Source organism: Mycobacterium sp. NTMscope_MAC_12 (assembly GCF_976985675.1).
In genome coordinates, this window is the sequence record NZ_CDRJYY010000001.1 from 310,338 (window position 1) to 325,235 (window position 14,898).

The following is a 14,898-nucleotide window of genomic DNA, read 5'->3' on the forward strand; positions in this document are numbered from 1 at the left end:
TGCGAATCAGTGAAGTGTGTACTGACGCTCCCATCGTCGCAGAAGTTCGGTCGGGGTGTTGTCCTTGAGGCACAGTCGTGGGCGGTCGTTGAGTTCATCGGCGATCTGCCGGAGTTGGCCGTCGTCCCAGATGCTGAGGTCGGTGCCCTTTGGTAAGTATTGGCGTACAAGCCCATTGGCGTTCTCATTACTTCCGCGTTGCCAAGGTGAGTGTGGGTCGGCGAAGTAGATCTTCAGCCCTGTCGCCGCCTCGATACGTTTGTGATGAAACATCTCGTTGCCCTGGTCCCAAGTCAGGGTCCGGCGCAGTTTGACCGGCATTTGGGTGAACGTTGCGATCAGGGCATCCCCGACATGCTGTGCCGAATGTCCATTCGGCAGTCGAATCAGCAGTGTTAGACGCATCTTTCGTTCCACCAGCGTTGCGACCGCCGACCGCTGCTGGGCGCCGACGATGAGGTCACCCTCCCAGTGGCCCGCCTGTCGGCGGGTTTGGACGCTCGCCGGTCGCTCGTGGATTGACCGCAGCTTGGTGAGTTGTTTCAGCGCGCCGTCGATAGCGCGATCCGTACCGAGGCCGACACGCTGGAGCGCATTCGGCGGCTGGCAGCCCACTACGACGACGCGACGATCGCGCGTCTGCTCGCACGGCAGGGCGTGATGACTGCGACCGGGCTGGCGTTCACCCGCGACCGGGTTGGCAGCCTGCGCCGCAAACACGGTATCGCCGGGCCGACCGAGCCTGTCGTACCCGTCGGCGACGATGTACGCATGGTCAGTATCGCCGAAGCCGAGACGCTGCTGGGGCACCTCCCGCGCCACTCTCTACCGGTGGCTGGCAAGCGGCTTCATCCACGGCGAGCAACATCGCCCTGGCGACCCGTGGCGGATCCGCATCGACCCCGAGCTACGCGCCAATATCACCCCAGACACACCCGACGGATGGGTTGGGCTCGAGCAGGCTGCCCGCCGACTCGGCGTGGCCAAACAGACCGTCCTGGATCGAATCCGCCGCGGAGAGCTCAACGCCGTCCACGTCAACCGTGGCCAACGCAAAGGCCTGGCCATCCAACTGCCGCTGCCGGAGGAGACCTTGTTCACTACGGCGCCATGAAACGCCGACAGCAGCTTGTCGCATCCGGTCCAGAACACCTAATCGCACCACCCGCCCGACCATGAACACCAACAACAACGCAGCATTCGGCCCGAATCTGGACCGAATGAGACAAACGACGAAAGGAAATTAGCAGTGAGAACCGGGATCGACCGGGTTGCCCAACTCGTCGCGCAGATCGATCGTTCGCTTGCGTTCATGAGTCTATGCGGTAGCGCTGACAGGCTCGGTTGGCACCAGGCCAGTTTCGGTGTGATTTTGCGGATTCCTTTGCGGCAGTTCGGTCGGTGGGTCGTGCAGCGATCTGCGTAGGTCGGCCAGCAGCCGCAGCCCGGCCGGGGTCATGGTGAACCCGCGCCATCCGGCGCTGGCGCGGTCGAGTACGGCCCACACCAGTGTGAGGCAGGAGTACTCGCCGGGCAGGCGGCCGATCACCTTGACTCTGCGCCGTGTTTCGCCGAAGGTGCGTTCGATGAAGTTGGAGTGTCGGGCCCTGGGCCAATGCTCACGGGGAAACCGCAGGTAGACGGTCAGCGAGTCGCGGTCATCGAGCAGGGCCCGCACTGCGGCCGGGTAGGAGTCGCGCCAGCGCTTGGCGAACGCGTCGGTCCTGTTTTGGGCGAGTTTGACCGCGGCGATGCCGGGTTCGACATCGGCTGGTAGGTCGAAGACCGCCCAATAATCGGCTTTGACGTCAGCTTGGGCATTCTTGGGCACCTTGGCCAGGATGTTTCTGGCGCGATGAATAAGACACCGCTGCCGCAACGCCGCGCCCATGGTGGTCTCGACCGCGCCGATCAGCCCGGGTGCGCCGTCGCTGATCACCAGCAGTGGGCACGCCAGGCCGCGTTCGCCGAGCCCGCGCAAGAACCCTTCCCAGGCCGCACCGGATTCCGAGGAGGCCGCCTCAAGCCCGACGAACACCGGTTTGCCGTCGGTGTCGATACCCCACGCGGCCAGTACCGGCTCGGCTGAGGCGCCTGCGTGGTATTTAAAGTGCGACCCGTCCAGGAACAGGTAATCGAGCTCGACGTCGTCGAGGCGGCGAGCGCTCCACTGCTCGAACTGAGCCGTTGATGTCCTCGCAGATGCGCGACACCGTCGACTTCGACACCGCGGCGGCCTCGCCGAGCGCTTCGACCAGGGTGGCCTCCACGTCGCGGACCGACAACCCGCGCACGAACCCGGCGATCACCAATGCCTCCAATGCGTTGGTCTTGGTTACTCCCTTGCCGAACAGCTGGGAGGCGAACCGCTCGGTGGTGCCGCGCATCTTCGGCCGTGCCAGCGTCACCGGTCCCGCGGTGGTCTTCACCGTGGTCGGGCAGTATCCGTTGCGCATCCCGGCGCGGGCGTCCGCACAGCTCGCGGTCCGCTGGTAGCGGTCCCGGCCCAAAAACGCGGCCACTTCGGCCTCGATGGCGGTCTGCAGCAGCAACCGGGCACCAAGCCGGGCTACTTCCTCGATCGCGCCCGCCAGGTCCTCGCCGCCGGCGAACACACCATCAATTTCTGCCTGCAACCGCTGCACAGGCGATACCCTCTTCGACACGGACGTAGGCTCCTTCCATCAGACTGGCCGGTCTTCGAGGGAACCTACGTCCGGATTCTTTTACACCGCGGCAGGGACACGACCTAGCGAGGACACTGTCGCGTTAGAGGACTTGCTGACTCCGACACTCGACGAGTTGGACACGATCGCTACCAATGGCGGTCTGGCGCGGGGCGTGCCGACCGGATTCGCTGATCTCGATGAGATCACCTGCGGGCTTCAGCCAGGAACCATGGTTACCGTTGCGGCTCGTCCGGGCGTTGGAAAAGTCCGTTCTAGCACTGGATTTCATGCGATCGTGTTCGCTCAGACATCGGATGGCCAGTGTCATCTTCTCGTTGGAAATGAGTAAGTCCGAAATTGTGATGCGGCTGCTGGCGGCCGAAGCGAGGGTCAAACTTGCGGATATGCGTTCGGGGCGCATGAATGACGATGACTGGATCCGGGTGGGCGGCACCATGAGTCAAATCAGCGATGCCCGGATTCGGCCCGTTGCTAGGAGGCGGAATTCGTGGCCGCGATTAACGGCGATCTAGCTAACTACGAGACCGTGGATAGGCTTGCGGGCATCGCTGGTCTTTCACCAGTGCCACACGATTCCGGGCGCGTCACGGGCAACCTGAAACGTCCACGCAGGTATGACCGGCGCTTACTCCGAGCCTGCTACATGGCTGCCCACAACAGTCTCCGCACCAGTCCAGCATCGCGTGCCTTCTACGACCGGAAACGAGCCCAGGGCAAACGCCACAGTTGTCGGCGTCGTCTGAAAACTGACCCCGTGTCGACGCGGTGGTTTCTAGGTGCGGTCGCAACACTTCTCTAGATTCTGGAGGTTGTGTTGGCATCGTCGCGTCGGGTGAAGAAGGGGCCGGGACGTCGTCCGCAGTCGGCCAAGCGTCAGCGGTTCATGGAGTTGCGGGCTCGCGGGTGGAGCGTGCGGGCCGCGGCCCGCGAAGTCGGTGTGTCCCGGTCCGCTGCGACGAACTGGACACGCGGTTACAAGACCTACCGCAACGGCGTCGCGGTCGGGTTCGTCCCGCCGCTAGATCGACTAGCGGTCCGCCAGATCAGCACGCGATACCTGTCCCAGGACGAGCGCATCGAGATCGCCGATCTGCATCACTCAGGGCTGAGGGTGCGGACGATCGCCACCCGACTCGGTCGAGCGCCGTCGACGATTTCGAGGGAGCTACGGCGCAACGCACCAGCCGGCCGCGGATATCAGCCCTTCGATGCCCACCGGCGAGCCACCGCGCGACGAGCACGTCACCACCGCCGTCGGGTCGACACCAACGACCAGCTCGGTAACGCGGTCGCCGAGCTGCTTCTTCAGCGTTGGAGCCCCCAACAGATCAGCCGTCACCTCCGCCACCGCTTCCCCGATGATTCATCGATGTGGTTATGCCACGAAAGCATCTATCAAGCTGTCTATCAACCGAATTCACGTTTCATGCGGCCCTCGCGATTAGCGCCGCACCGACGCTCACCGCTGCGCACCGGTCGAGATCACCGCCGAGCGCATCACCGCCAGAGTTGCCGGCGGCCGCGGTTCCAGCAGCCGATGCTCACCATCCACGACCGGTCCTTCTCGGCTGTCGACCGGTCTGAAGCCGGCCACTGGGAAGGCGACCTTATCATCGGTAATAACCACCTCTCGGCGATCGGCACTCTGGTCGAACGCCAGACCCGGATGCTGCGGTTGGTGCATCTGCCTCGCAGTGACGCCGACTCCCTGCACGCGGCCTTGGTGGCCCGCATGAAGGATCTGCCACCCACGCTGATGCGGTCGATCACCTGGGACCAGGGCACCGAGATGGCGCGCCACCTTGCCACCACCGACAAGCTCGGCGCGCCCGTCTACTTCTGCGACTCCAGATCACCCTGGCAACGCGGCACGAACGAGAACACCAACGGACTGCTGCGCGACTACTTCCCGAAGGGCGTCACCCTCATCAGCCACCCGCCGGAGCAGTTGTTGGCCGTCGAACACGAACTCAACCATCGCCCCCGCATAGTCCTCCAAGACCGTTGCCCCGCCGATCTATTCGCTGCCCTGTTAGTCTCGAGTGATCCGTCGGTGTTGCGACGTTGAGTAGAACCCACCCCGTCGTCAACACCTCACACCTCTGCCGCGTGGACCGGCCCTAAGTCATTACGTCACGATCGGCGGTGCCCTTGCCGCCGCGAGTGTCCTCACGGGCAAGACACTGCGAAAAGACCGCGCTTCGGCTCCATCACCGCGAATCGTGCGTCGGGCACGGCCACTCGGATGTCGGTGGAGCTCAACATCTCGAATCCGCCCGCCACGCAAGTGCCGTTGACCGCGGCGATGATCGGCTTGTACACGGGGAAGCGATGCAGGACGGCGTGGATTGCGTCGAGCTTGTCCAGAGAAGAATCCGGTTATTTCCGCCTGCATCCTGCGAGTCCGAGGCGGTCGGCGGCATCTCGCTGCCAGATGTCAAGACCCGGGTGTGTGCCAAGTGATAGGTCGACGGTTCGGCGTGTTCGTTGGTCGCCTGTCTACCGGATGGTCATGAGGCGTTCGGTCGGCCCGGTGCCTGTAGGTGAGGGCGGGGTGGCAGCCGCGGTGTTTCTGTGGGACGGTGCGGCGCTCGATTCGATGCGGCTGCGGCCGGTGCTCATTGCGGCGATCCCCTCTTCGGGTGCGTTTCAGTAGATCTGCATATCAGTACGCGGATCAATGAGGGGTCCTGCACTTGGGCCCAAGGTGAGGCGCGGCACCCCTCGCGCGTCGTCGGCGATGAGTTGCCGGCGGGCGTCTGCTGAGGCCCTGTGTTGGGGACGGTCTAGGTGCACGCGGCGAGGTGTGACTGCTGATCGGACTACGCAGGGAGCGATTTTTGGCCAACAGCGATACTGAATTCTAGGAAGAAAGGTTTCTGCAGATATCGGGCACCAACCGAGTAAGTCTAGTTTGCTGGCACCTTGAAACTCTGATAATCGTAATCAAGTCAGACTCTGGCCTGAATGATTCACGTTGTGCTCGATATCAGTAAGTACGCAGACGCGAATTGGCGCATGTCAGTACACCAGTACATGGTTGTTGAACTGCTGCAATATACGATTGTAGGTGTGGAAGTCAGTGTCTACTGAAACACTGAATTTATGAATATGAATCACTTTGCAAACAAGGTAGCCCAATTGGCTTGACGCTCACTTTCTGTAGTAGCTAAGCTGCATTGCATAGCCAAAGTTCATACAGCTGGTGGCATTGCTATCACCAGTTGTGGGAATCCAGTTGTGGGAATGGAGGTGAGCCCCATTACCACCTAAGTGACTGTGCAACGCACGACAAGTGCGCCGATCATAACGCGATCATCTAATGATCCATGAATTCGGAGGGGAACATGACTTGCAAGACACGACGCCGCGGTATCACGATCAAGCTCGGCATGGCCGCAGGTGCAGCTTTGGCCGCCGGGCTCATCCCGATAGCCAGCGCGGGCGCTGCCTGGGCGGATGAGCCAGACCCAGGGATCACAGTTGGGGGCGGCGGGTCTGGTGGAGTGTCCACCCCGATCGGTGGGGGCAGGGCGTCGACCGGCGGGTCCGGTGCTTTCAACGACAATGGCGGCGGCTTCGGTACTGGCACGTCGGGCGGTTTGACCGGTCCGGGCGGCGCTGGGAGCGGCGCTTCCACCGGCGCGGGCGGTGGTTTCACCCTGCCGGGATTGCCGGGATTTTGAGGTAGGCACCGCAGCGGGAATCGACATTTGACTGGCGTGGCCGCTAGCCGCGCAGCAACGGATGTCGACATGCGGGGCAAGCGGATGACGCACCCCGAAGCCTCGGGAGAGGACGTTTGCTTGGTGATTGGGACCGGTCGCCCGAGTCGCGCACATCGTGGCCGGGCGACCGCTCGTCGGCGGGTATGACGGTCGGCTGCCGAACACGCCTGGCGCCTGAAGCGGCCACCCATGATGCCGAGCATGAAGTGTTGGTGCGCGCGCCCAGTCGCAAAGTTCGTGATTGAGGCGTGACGGGCGGTCCACCACGCAACGCACGATGTCTTGCGGTCACCATCTTCCACCATCTTCGAGCCAGCGCCCGTTCACATCCGGCCACCAGGTCGGCAACGGGTCGCGGCGGGCAAGGCGGGCGGTTCATCGCGCTGCGCGGCGCACCAGACAGCGCGGTCGCCTGGCGTTTCTGCCGCGCGCTCGCAACGCCGTGCTGCGCCGCTTCATCGAGGCTGCAGTGCGCTTCATCGCGTCGATGAGGTCCTTGGCCTCGCCGATCGATTCCAAAATGGCCACCCGAGCTTGGCCGGCCTCCTTAGTCAGTGGTGTGCCCAGGAGCTGCCAGTCCGAGCGCAGCCAGTCGCGCGCCGCGCTGAGCGCTGATCTCACTTCGTCGATGCAGGCGCGGGCGTTCTCGAATAGTTCGGGACGAGTTGGCAGGTCAGCCATGGGTTGTCCTTTGCGGCGGGTTGTAGCGGGAAGCCGTGGGAGTGACGGCCGGCGAGGTTTTCACCAGCCGGCGTAGGCAAGGGGCAGGTCGGCGATGACTTGTCGGCGTGATTCGTCGAGGCTGGCAGCAATGTCGCTGAGGCCATTTGCGCCAAGTGATCGCAAGAGTTCGCCGCCGGGCTCAGAGTTGTAAAAGCTCACCATCGCCGCAAGGAACATCGCTTCGCCCGAGGACAGCCATCCGATAGCTGATCGGATCTCGTCGACCCTCGGCGAGAGATCCCACTTGCTGGTCGCGCTGTCCGGGGAAGTCTGGCCGTCGGCGAACCATCGGGGACCGGCGATCTCTACACCGCGCTGCCACGCTTGAAAAACGGTCTCATCATAGAAACGTGCTGACATGTGTTCTCCTCCTGAGCCGTTCATGAGTTTCTTCCAGGTGTGACAATCGTTATCCCGAGGGCACGGGCGGCGTCGCTGAGTCGACTGTCATAGGCGACCATGGCGGTCAATGGTGCTGTGGATGCGGCGATTTGAGCGGTGGCCAGGTGTATCGCATCGAGCGAGCGCAGCGCCGGATCGGGGTAGGCGGCCGCGGTGGCGCGGATGACCTGGTCGATTTCGAACCGATCCAGTCTGGCCAGCACAGAGGGGACAGCAGATAAGCCATTTGGGGCGACTGCGCGGATGGCTCTGGGGAGCTCCACTTCAGCCAAGGCAGATGTTATCCAACGTGTTTCGGTGCGTTCATCGAGCCAGTCAGCTAGAGCATCAGATTCGACTTCGATCCGGATCAGCTTGACCAGAGCCGAGGTATCCAGGTAGATCACCGGCTAATACCTTTCCTCGGCGCGCAGACGTTGCAATAGCGCGCCGGCGTCGAGATTGTCGTGCATCGGAACGGTCGGCCGCGGGGCTGGGCCGGCCAGCGTCGCCGGTTGCACTCTGCCGGCAGTGATCAACGCATCCAGTGGGCCGGCGGTAGCGGGGATTATTCGGGCGATGACTTCCCCGCGCTCAGTAAGCGTGATCTCTTCGCCACGCTTGACGCGGGCCAAGACCTTTGCCGTCTCTTGGTTGAGCATTCGGAGAGGTACTTCACTCATACCAATAATGTACTACATAGTTGTACTACATGCTATGGTGGCGCAACTGGTTCGGAGCGCCGGCGGCCCATGTCCACACGCCCGCCCCCGAGAATCAACCTATCGACGAAGCCGTTCAGGAACTCCGCGCCGGCCTCGTCGTCAGGCTCGCGGCCATCGGTGCTCACAAAGGGACCTATCCGTCTCTAGCTGCCTTGTCAGCTCAATTCTCACAGGTGGGGCAGAGATATGCGACGGTCAGCGCGTGGTTATACGGCCGAGCCATTCGCTTGATGCCGGCGGTCTGCGGGCGGTGCCGCTCAGTCAGTGCCGTCGTCCCGACCATTGGTGGCGCCAGCCACTCGGCCAACCTAGCCTTGACCTGCTCCGCCTGCTCCCGACTGTGGCACATGTCGTTTGCCATCTTTCCGAGTGTTACGCGGCAGGGGAGAAGGTCAAGTCCAGGGACGTGGTGTACGACGTCGTCGTGTGATTCTTCGACTTGGTGGTTTAGGCGGTCAGTGCCGCCGGGGTGTCCTCCTGTTCTGTTGATGGCGTGTGGTCGGCGCGGGATTTGCTGAGGACGTCGAGGCCGAGGTAGCGGCGGGATTCGGCCCATTCGTCGTGTTGTTCGGCCAGCACCGCGCCGACGAGGCGGATTAGGGCGTTGCGGTCGGGGAAGATTCCGACGACGTCGGTGCGCCGGCGGATTTCCTTGTTGAGTCGTTCTTTTATCCGGCCCTCGGGGGCGGGTCAACCCGTCGGGGTGGGATGTTCATCGATCGAGGCGCTGGAGGTGGTCGGTAAGGGCGTGGGCGACGCGGTCGTGGCGGGCGGCTTCGTCGGTCCAGCCGCGGCACTCGGCGTCGGTTCTGAGGGCCTGGACGTCGGCGAGTTGGTCGGTGAGCGTGTCGCGGAATTCGGGGGCGGTGACGTAGTTGTCGCAGGTTTCGCAGATGTTGGCATAAGGGCACGCGCCCGCGGATTCGTGGCGAGCGCAGTATCCGTGTGCAACGCGGGTTTTCAGCATTTCACTGTGCAGCCAGCCGACCTTGTCGGGCAGGATCGGTTTGCCGACCGGGGTGAGGGTGAACTGGCGGCGCATCTTGCCCATCGCTTCGTCGTAGGCCGCGCGCAGGGTGGGCGAGGCCAGGGTGGCGTAGCGGATCGTCATTTGTGGAGTGACGTGCCCGAGTAAGGACATCAAGGCCTGCAGACTCATCCCGGCGTTGGCGAGTTCGGTGGCCCAGGTGTGGCGCAACTGATGTGGAGTGACCATCAGGACGCCGCCGTCGGGACGGTGCAACCCGGCGGATTCAGCGGCGGTGAGCAGCCCGTTGCGCAGCCGGGTGTAGCCCAGGCGGCGTCCGTGCCGGGTGAACAGAAAGTCGGTGAGCACGCCGGTGCGTGGGTGCGGCAGCGGCCGGTGCGTGCCGCGGAGGGCGACCCACTCGTCGAGCGCGGCGAGGGTCGCGGCGGAGAGCGGGACCATGCGTTCGGTGGCGAGCTTGCCCAGTGGCACCTTCAGCCAGGTTCCGGCCGGTCCGTAGTCGATGATGCTGCCCAGTTCGAGGTCGAGCAGTTCCCCCGCCCGCAGGCCGGCACCACGCAGCACGGTCAGGCCGATGCGGGCGAACGGATCCTGCAGGTGGGCAACGGCGTTCATCACTGCCGCGTCCACATCGGGTGCTAGCGCGCGTGGCAACGGCTGGTCGAGTTTGGGGACGTCGGCGGCGAATACCAACCGCCGTGGTGGGGCCTGCGCCCAGCCCCAGGCGGTGATGTCGTCGAGCAGGTTGCGCAGACTGAGCACTGCCGACTGGGCCACCGCGGCCGAGACGGTGCGCCCGGCGCCCGCGGCGGCGCGCTGACCACGCCAGCCCCGGGTGCGATTCCATTTCAGGTAGCCCTCGATGCAGCTCCGGTCGAGTTCACGCAGGCTGATGACGTCGGGATGGTGAGCGGTGAGGTATTCGGCGAAGGGCAGCAGGTCGTTGATCAGCGACTCGACCGATTTGGGCCGCAGCACCGCCGCGCGCACGCCGATGTAGCGCAGCAACGTCTGACGGATCGGGTCGGGCATCTCCACCTCGGTGAAGCGCTGCTCGAGGCTACGGGCCCACCGCCGGCGTTTCGGCGCGGTGTCGATGACCGCGGTCTCGAACAACAGCTGCCGCAGGCTGGCCAGCCGCCCCCTGTATGCCCGCCGCGACGATGGCGGCACCACGGTACGTGACAGCGCGGCGTCGAAGTCGTCGAGCGCGTCGCCGGTCAGGTCGGCGACCATTCCGCCGTGGTGTGCCAGCACTACCGCCAGACATTCGCCGAGGACCGTCTCGACCCAGGAACTCCTCCAGCCCAACCGAATTCCCGCATTCCGCAACGCGGCGAATCCGCTCGGATCCCGGTCCTCCACTGCGCGGCCCAGCCCGGTCAACTGTTTGACCGCGGCCAGCTCGACGTCCAGCCGTAACCGGCCGGTGCCGATCGTGTGACAGATCAGCGGCCACGCCCCGGTGTCCCGTATCTCGGCGATCCGCTCGGCTGCCGGCAGCGTCATCCAGGCGTGCAGGTCGCGGTGGCGTGCGGTGAAGTCGCGAGCGATCCGAATCCGGTCGCGTACCGCCCGCCCGCTCAAACCCAGGGTGGCGACGTGGTCGAGATAATCCGCCACCACCTCGTCGGCGCCTACGGGTTGGCCGACCAACACCGTGGTCACTGCCGGGCTCCGGCCAACGTCGCACGAGCAGCACCGTATTCGGCGGCGAGCTGCTCGATCGACAAATGCACGTAGCGGGCCGTGGTCTCCGGCGAGACATGCCCCATCAACGCCCGCAACGCCAGCAGATCGATTCCGGCCGCCGACAATTCGGTGCCGTAGGTATGCCGTAAACGGTGCGGGCGGACTCTTGTGGCGCCAGAGGTCTCCCGGTGCCGACGGAACAGGCTGCGCAGCCCGGCCTCGCTGACCGGTGCACCGGTCGTCGGGCCGCGCAGCACTACGAAGCACTGCGGCGTCGCCAACCCCGGCGGCCGCTCCCATCGCAGGTAGGCGGCGAGCTCGGTGAAGAACGCCGCATCGACCGGGACATGACGTTCCTTGCCGCCCTTGCCGATCACCCGAAGCCGGCGCCGGCCCATATCGACGTCGGCGAGCAGCAGGCCACGCGCCTCGGCCGAACGCAGCCCTCCGAGTAGCATCACCAGCACCATCGCCCGGTCCCGGTGCGTTGCCAGTGTCGCCAGGAACGCGTCGACATCGTTGGTGGACAACGATTCCGGAAGACGCTGCGGCTGACGCACCAACCTACCGCCACTGCGTGCACGCCCGGGACCCAGATGACCGAGCAACCCCCGCTGCGACTGGCGCAGCCCCTGTCCCCGCCGCGGCGACGGCACCGGATTGTCGGTGCAGACACCGGTCATCACCAGATACTCGAATAACGCGCGCACTGCCGCGACCCGGCGGTTCACCGTCGAAGCTGCCGGCGGGGTCGACGAGCGGTGACCGCCGGTGGGCTGGTCCGTTCGGCGGACGCCTTGCCAGTCGATCCAGTCGAACACCAACGGCGCATCGACCGCGGCGAGCCCGACCGCTTGCTGGACGAGGAACCGGCTCAAATTGGCGACGTCGAATGCGTAGGCCCGCACCGTGGCCGCGCTGAACCCCCGTCCCGCCAAATGGTTGAGAAACGCGTTCACCGCGTCCTGCCCGTCCCAGTCGCCCTCCAGGACATATCCGCTGTCGCTCTTGAGTACCCGCATCGCCGCTCCGCCTTCCCCCACCGAGATGCAGACAGCATCCATCCGTGCTCAGCGCTTGTGCGTGAACCTCACGCTGCAGCCCGAACCGTGTCCCCGGAGAGCCGGTTAACGGATAGTGGGTTGTTGGACCAGATCTGCCGCCAAATTTGTTTGGGGAAGGCGGTGAAGGCGAGCAGGTCGGCGCGGGTGTCTTCGAGGTGGTCGGCGACCTTGGGGAGCTTGTCGGCCAGTGCGTCGATGATGCGGTCATATTGGGCTGCAACGGAACCGGCGTCAGGTTGATCGAAGACCGAATGCAGTAGTGTGCGTACCCACGGCCACGATGATTTCGGAGTGATGGCCATCAGGTTGGTGGCGTAGTGGGTGCGACACCGTTGCCACGATGCCCCAGGCAGGGTGGCGCCGATCGCGGCCACCAGACCGGCGTGGGCGTCGGAAGTGACCAGACGGACCCCTGATAGGCCGCGGGCGGTCAGCGACCGCAGGAAGGTCAGCCAGCCGGCCCCGTCCTCGGCGGTGGTGACGTCGATGCCCAGGATTTCGCGGTAGCCCTCGGCGTTGACCCCGGTGGCGATCAGCGCGTGCACGTTGACCACCCGGCCTGCTTCGCGAACCTTGAGCACCAGGGCGTCAGCAGCCATGAACGTGTACGGGCCTGCATCCAGTGGCCGGGTCCGGAACGCCTCGACCGCGGCGTCGAGCTCTTTGGCCATCACGCTGACCTGGGACTTCGACAAGCTGGTGATGCCCAGAGTCTCGACGAGTTTGTCCATCCGCCGCGTCGAAACGCCCAGCAGGTAGCAGGTAGCCACCACCGTGGTCAGGGCCCGCTCGGCGCGTTTGCGCCGTTCCAGCAGCCAGTCCGGGAAGTACGAACCTTGCCTTAGCTTGGGAATCGCCAGATCCAATGTGCCTGCGCGGGTGTCAAACTCGCGGTGCCGATACCCGTTGCGGGAATTGGTGCGCTCGCTGCTGCGCTGGCCGTAGCCGGCACCGCACACCGCGTCGGCTTCGGCGCCCATCAGGGCGTGAATGAAGGCGGCCAACAACTCGCGCAGCACATCAGGGTGCGTGGTGGTGAGTCGTTCGGCCAGCACGGCAGACAGGTCGATATCGTGGGCAATGGTCATCGCGTTGATTCCTTTGCTCGAGTGACTTTGGTCGGTCCCTCGAAGAATCACGCGATGACCTTCATTCATCCGGCTACGACACGCCGGTCATCACCGGCTCGTACACCACTCTGCTGGACGCAACTGGGGAGAACTGGCACCGTGACGAATTGACCACCAAGATAGAGTTCAACCTACGCCCATCCGCTTACGATCAGAGATCTTCAGGGTCACCAATGTCCGATAAGGCACCGCGGCACAAGCCTGCAGAACGGATGACAGCGGAACAGCTCCGCCGAGCAGCCGACGCTTGCCGAGACCTCGACGATCCGACGTTGATGGCGAAGGCTTGGGACGAGCCACCGCCGCCCGATATGCAAGCTTCAACAAACACACCGCGTCAATTCGGCCAGCTACAGAATCTCTCAGTTTCCGACACCTTCGATAATCCGCTGCCTGACGTGGAAGTCGCTGCGTGGGAAGCCGATTGTCCCCTTAGGTCCCAGACTCCAACGCGGGCGTCCGCCTTACGAAATGCAACGTCGCAATTGTTACTCAATGGCCGGCGCGCCCTTGAACACCCCGGACTTGTCGTTGGACAGGTGCATTGTGAACGTACCGCGCAGCCAGGGCGTGTTTGGTGTTGTAATAGGAGACTCGTTATGCAGCCGGATCAGCAGATGATAGAAGCACTGGTCAATTTGGCGACGAACGGCGTGCTGGACCGCATCGGCAACCGTGCCAAGCGTGCGCGGAATTGCGGCAGTGGGGACTGCACCCGCACCATCCTGAGCCGGGGAGCCCGTTTGTCGGCGACGACGCCGCTTTTAAGGAGGCGTATCCCTTAGTGCCGGCGGGGGATGCGGCGGTTGTCCGTTATCACTGGATCTGGGGCATTCTCAATGAATCTGGGGCACGACGTCAGTCCCAGGGGTTGACCAGGTCGACGCCCGTTCCGTCGAAGTGGCGAGTATTGCGGGTAGCCACAGTTGCGTGCCGGGACGCGGCGATGCCGGCGATCTGCACATCACGAATTTCCACCGCACGCCCACCTCGTTGTTGGGTGGCGGCGATGGTCCCAGCGGCAAACGCAGCCGTCAGGTCGAAGGATTGCACACGACCATCAAGGTCTTCGTCGAGGAGTTGAGAAAAGATCTCGTCGAGCCGCTTGCGTCGGCGGCTTGGCGTCAAAAGTTCAATACCAGTGCGTATCTCGAATACTGTTACCGATGTCGTCCAGATTGATTCGGTGGGCTGATTATCGAGCCATTCCACGACGGCCGGATCGGGTGTGTCCCGCATCAACGCGGAGAGCACATTGGTGTCCAGCACGATCATGATTCGTTGAACTGTGCCGGCTGGACGGGCTGTCCCCGCAGTTCGGGTATGTCCTCGGTCAGGCCCACGCCTTTGAAGCGTGACGCGATACGAGACCCGAGCCGCCCAGGCGGATTATCGACGTGCCGGACTGCGTTCCGTAAGATCTCGCGCACCTCCTCCTCGGTGCTGCGACCGTGTTGACGGGCTAGTCGCTGCAATTTGGCCTTGGTGTCGTCCTCAAGTTGACGGATGAGAATCTGCGCCACAGAGCGATGCTATCACGATATCGTTCAGATAGTGCGTTGACCTCGCCTTCATTGAGAATGCCCCAGATCCGGTTATAACGGACAGCGGTCACCGAGGAGTGTTTGATTCCGATGATGAGCGCCACGGAGAACCTGTACGCGGCCGCGTTGCTCGTAGATCAACGGACGACGACGAGGAACCTCTACGCGTCGTCCATAATGCAACTATGCCGTTCGGCGATGGAGACATCGGCGCGAACCATCTGGTTGCTCAG

14 protein-coding genes and 5 pseudogenes are annotated in these 14,898 nt (G+C 63.8%); 5 read left to right on the forward strand and 14 right to left on the reverse strand.

The genetic code is table 11. The features are described from left to right. Positions 1 to 6: 6 nt before the first annotated feature. From AC0KS4_RS01465 to AC0KS4_RS01475, 3 genes and pseudogenes are all read right to left on the reverse strand, one after another. Positions 7 to 810: an IS30 family transposase gene (locus AC0KS4_RS01465; protein ID WP_225589814.1), complete on the reverse strand. Its 804-nt coding sequence runs from the start codon at positions 808 to 810 to the stop codon at positions 7 to 9. Between the two features lie 97 nt (positions 811 to 907). Further along, entirely contained in the window at positions 908 to 1,189 is a 282-nt protein-coding gene (locus AC0KS4_RS01470) for a hypothetical protein (protein ID WP_136244823.1), read from the reverse strand. A 129-nt stretch (positions 1,190 to 1,318) separates the two neighbouring features. Next, a pseudogene (locus tag AC0KS4_RS01475) lies at positions 1,319 to 2,666 on the reverse strand (IS256 family transposase). Between the two features lie 76 nt (positions 2,667 to 2,742). On the opposite strand from AC0KS4_RS01475, the pseudogene AC0KS4_RS01480 reads away from it, so the two are divergent. From AC0KS4_RS01480 to AC0KS4_RS01490, 3 genes and pseudogenes are all read left to right on the forward strand, one after another. Continuing rightward, a pseudogene (locus AC0KS4_RS01480) lies at positions 2,743 to 3,145 on the forward strand (DnaB-like helicase C-terminal domain-containing protein); the annotation flags it as partial. Then, positions 3,138 to 3,432: pseudogene (locus tag AC0KS4_RS01485) on the forward strand (transposase); the annotation flags it as partial. The pseudogenes AC0KS4_RS01480 and AC0KS4_RS01485, both read left to right, overlap by 8 nt. Positions 3,433 to 3,504: 72 nt before the next feature. After that, positions 3,505 to 4,758: an IS30 family transposase gene (locus AC0KS4_RS01490; protein ID WP_420492649.1), complete on the forward strand. Its 1,254-nt coding sequence runs from the start codon at positions 3,505 to 3,507 to the stop codon at positions 4,756 to 4,758. A 101-nt stretch (positions 4,759 to 4,859) separates the two neighbouring features. Here the strand turns inward: AC0KS4_RS01490 and AC0KS4_RS01495 are convergent, their stop codons facing one another. Beyond that, on the reverse strand, positions 4,860 to 5,012 hold the full coding sequence (locus AC0KS4_RS01495) for an enoyl-CoA hydratase-related protein (protein WP_007168480.1): 153 nt from the start codon (positions 5,010 to 5,012) through the stop codon (positions 4,860 to 4,862). A 211-nt stretch (positions 5,013 to 5,223) separates the two neighbouring features. Here AC0KS4_RS01495 and AC0KS4_RS01500 point away from each other — a divergent pair, with 211 nt between their 5' ends. Next, positions 5,224 to 5,346: a hypothetical protein gene (locus AC0KS4_RS01500; protein ID WP_255250777.1), complete on the forward strand. Its 123-nt coding sequence runs from the start codon at positions 5,224 to 5,226 to the stop codon at positions 5,344 to 5,346. Between the two features lie 1,447 nt (positions 5,347 to 6,793). On the opposite strand, the gene AC0KS4_RS01505 is transcribed toward AC0KS4_RS01500, so the two are convergent. From AC0KS4_RS01505 to AC0KS4_RS01540, 8 genes and pseudogenes are all read right to left on the reverse strand, one after another. Beyond that, positions 6,794 to 7,099 (reverse strand): hypothetical protein, encoded by a 306-nt coding sequence (locus tag AC0KS4_RS01505; RefSeq protein ID WP_007168485.1) that lies wholly within the window; start codon positions 7,097 to 7,099, stop codon positions 6,794 to 6,796. Positions 7,100 to 7,159: 60 nt separating this feature from the next. Beyond that, complete coding sequence (locus tag AC0KS4_RS01510; RefSeq protein ID WP_007168486.1) at positions 7,160 to 7,501, reverse strand: hypothetical protein; 342 nt, start codon at positions 7,499 to 7,501, stop codon at positions 7,160 to 7,162. A gap of 20 nt (positions 7,502 to 7,521) precedes the next feature. Beyond that, a complete protein-coding gene (locus AC0KS4_RS01515) occupies positions 7,522 to 7,929 on the reverse strand; it encodes a type II toxin-antitoxin system VapC family toxin (RefSeq protein ID WP_007168487.1) in 408 nt (135 codons plus the stop codon). Positions 7,930 to 7,932: 3 nt separating this feature from the next. Next, positions 7,933 to 8,205, reverse strand: coding sequence for a type II toxin-antitoxin system Phd/YefM family antitoxin (locus tag AC0KS4_RS01520; protein ID WP_033711258.1), 273 nt, complete (start codon positions 8,203 to 8,205; stop codon positions 7,933 to 7,935). Positions 8,206 to 8,694: 489 nt separating this feature from the next. Beyond that, a pseudogene (locus AC0KS4_RS01525) lies at positions 8,695 to 8,913 on the reverse strand (transposase); the annotation flags it as partial. Between the two features lie 46 nt (positions 8,914 to 8,959). Beyond that, on the reverse strand, positions 8,960 to 10,903 hold the full coding sequence (locus AC0KS4_RS01530; RefSeq protein WP_007172497.1) for a tyrosine-type recombinase/integrase: 1,944 nt from the start codon (positions 10,901 to 10,903) through the stop codon (positions 8,960 to 8,962). Then, positions 10,900 to 11,949 carry a tyrosine-type recombinase/integrase gene (locus AC0KS4_RS01535; protein ID WP_007172498.1) on the reverse strand — a complete coding sequence of 350 codons (1,050 nt, stop codon included), beginning with the start codon at positions 11,947 to 11,949 and terminating at the stop codon, positions 10,900 to 10,902. Before AC0KS4_RS01535 ends, AC0KS4_RS01530 begins: the two co-directional genes overlap by 4 nt. Positions 11,950 to 12,065: 116 nt before the next feature. Then, a pseudogene (locus AC0KS4_RS01540) lies at positions 12,066 to 13,079 on the reverse strand (IS256 family transposase); the annotation flags it as partial. 641 nt (positions 13,080 to 13,720) lie between these two features. On the opposite strand from AC0KS4_RS01540, the gene AC0KS4_RS01545 reads away from it, so the two are divergent. Beyond that, positions 13,721 to 13,906: a hypothetical protein gene (locus tag AC0KS4_RS01545; RefSeq protein WP_132160383.1), complete on the forward strand. Its 186-nt coding sequence runs from the start codon at positions 13,721 to 13,723 to the stop codon at positions 13,904 to 13,906. Positions 13,907 to 13,979: 73 nt separating this feature from the next. Here the strand turns inward: AC0KS4_RS01545 and AC0KS4_RS01550 are convergent, their stop codons facing one another. Both AC0KS4_RS01550 and AC0KS4_RS01555 read right to left on the reverse strand, forming a co-directional pair. Next, positions 13,980 to 14,396 (reverse strand): type II toxin-antitoxin system VapC family toxin, encoded by a 417-nt coding sequence (locus AC0KS4_RS01550; protein ID WP_007168492.1) that lies wholly within the window; start codon positions 14,394 to 14,396, stop codon positions 13,980 to 13,982. Beyond that, entirely contained in the window at positions 14,393 to 14,644 is a 252-nt protein-coding gene (locus tag AC0KS4_RS01555) for a FitA-like ribbon-helix-helix domain-containing protein (protein WP_007168493.1), read from the reverse strand. The genes AC0KS4_RS01550 and AC0KS4_RS01555 overlap by 4 nt, the downstream gene beginning before the upstream one ends. Between the last annotated feature and the right edge of the window lie 254 nt (positions 14,645 to 14,898).

Excerpts from the sequence above, each read along its gene's own strand:
- AC0KS4_RS01510 (WP_007168486.1), bottom strand. The coding sequence starts at position 7,501 with ATGTCAGCACGTTTCTATGATGAGACCGTTTTTCAAGCGTGGCAGCGC.
- AC0KS4_RS01505 (WP_007168485.1), bottom strand. The coding sequence starts at position 7,099 with ATGGCTGACCTGCCAACTCGTCCCGAACTATTCGAGAACGCCCGCGCC.
- AC0KS4_RS01545 (WP_132160383.1), top strand. The coding sequence starts at position 13,721 with ATGCAGCCGGATCAGCAGATGATAGAAGCACTGGTCAATTTGGCGACG.
- AC0KS4_RS01535 (WP_007172498.1), bottom strand. The coding sequence starts at position 11,949 with ATGCGGGTACTCAAGAGCGACAGCGGATATGTCCTGGAGGGCGACTGG.
- AC0KS4_RS01550 (WP_007168492.1), bottom strand. The coding sequence starts at position 14,396 with ATGATCGTGCTGGACACCAATGTGCTCTCCGCGTTGATGCGGGACACA.
- AC0KS4_RS01520 (WP_033711258.1), bottom strand. The coding sequence starts at position 8,205 with ATGAGTGAAGTACCTCTCCGAATGCTCAACCAAGAGACGGCAAAGGTC.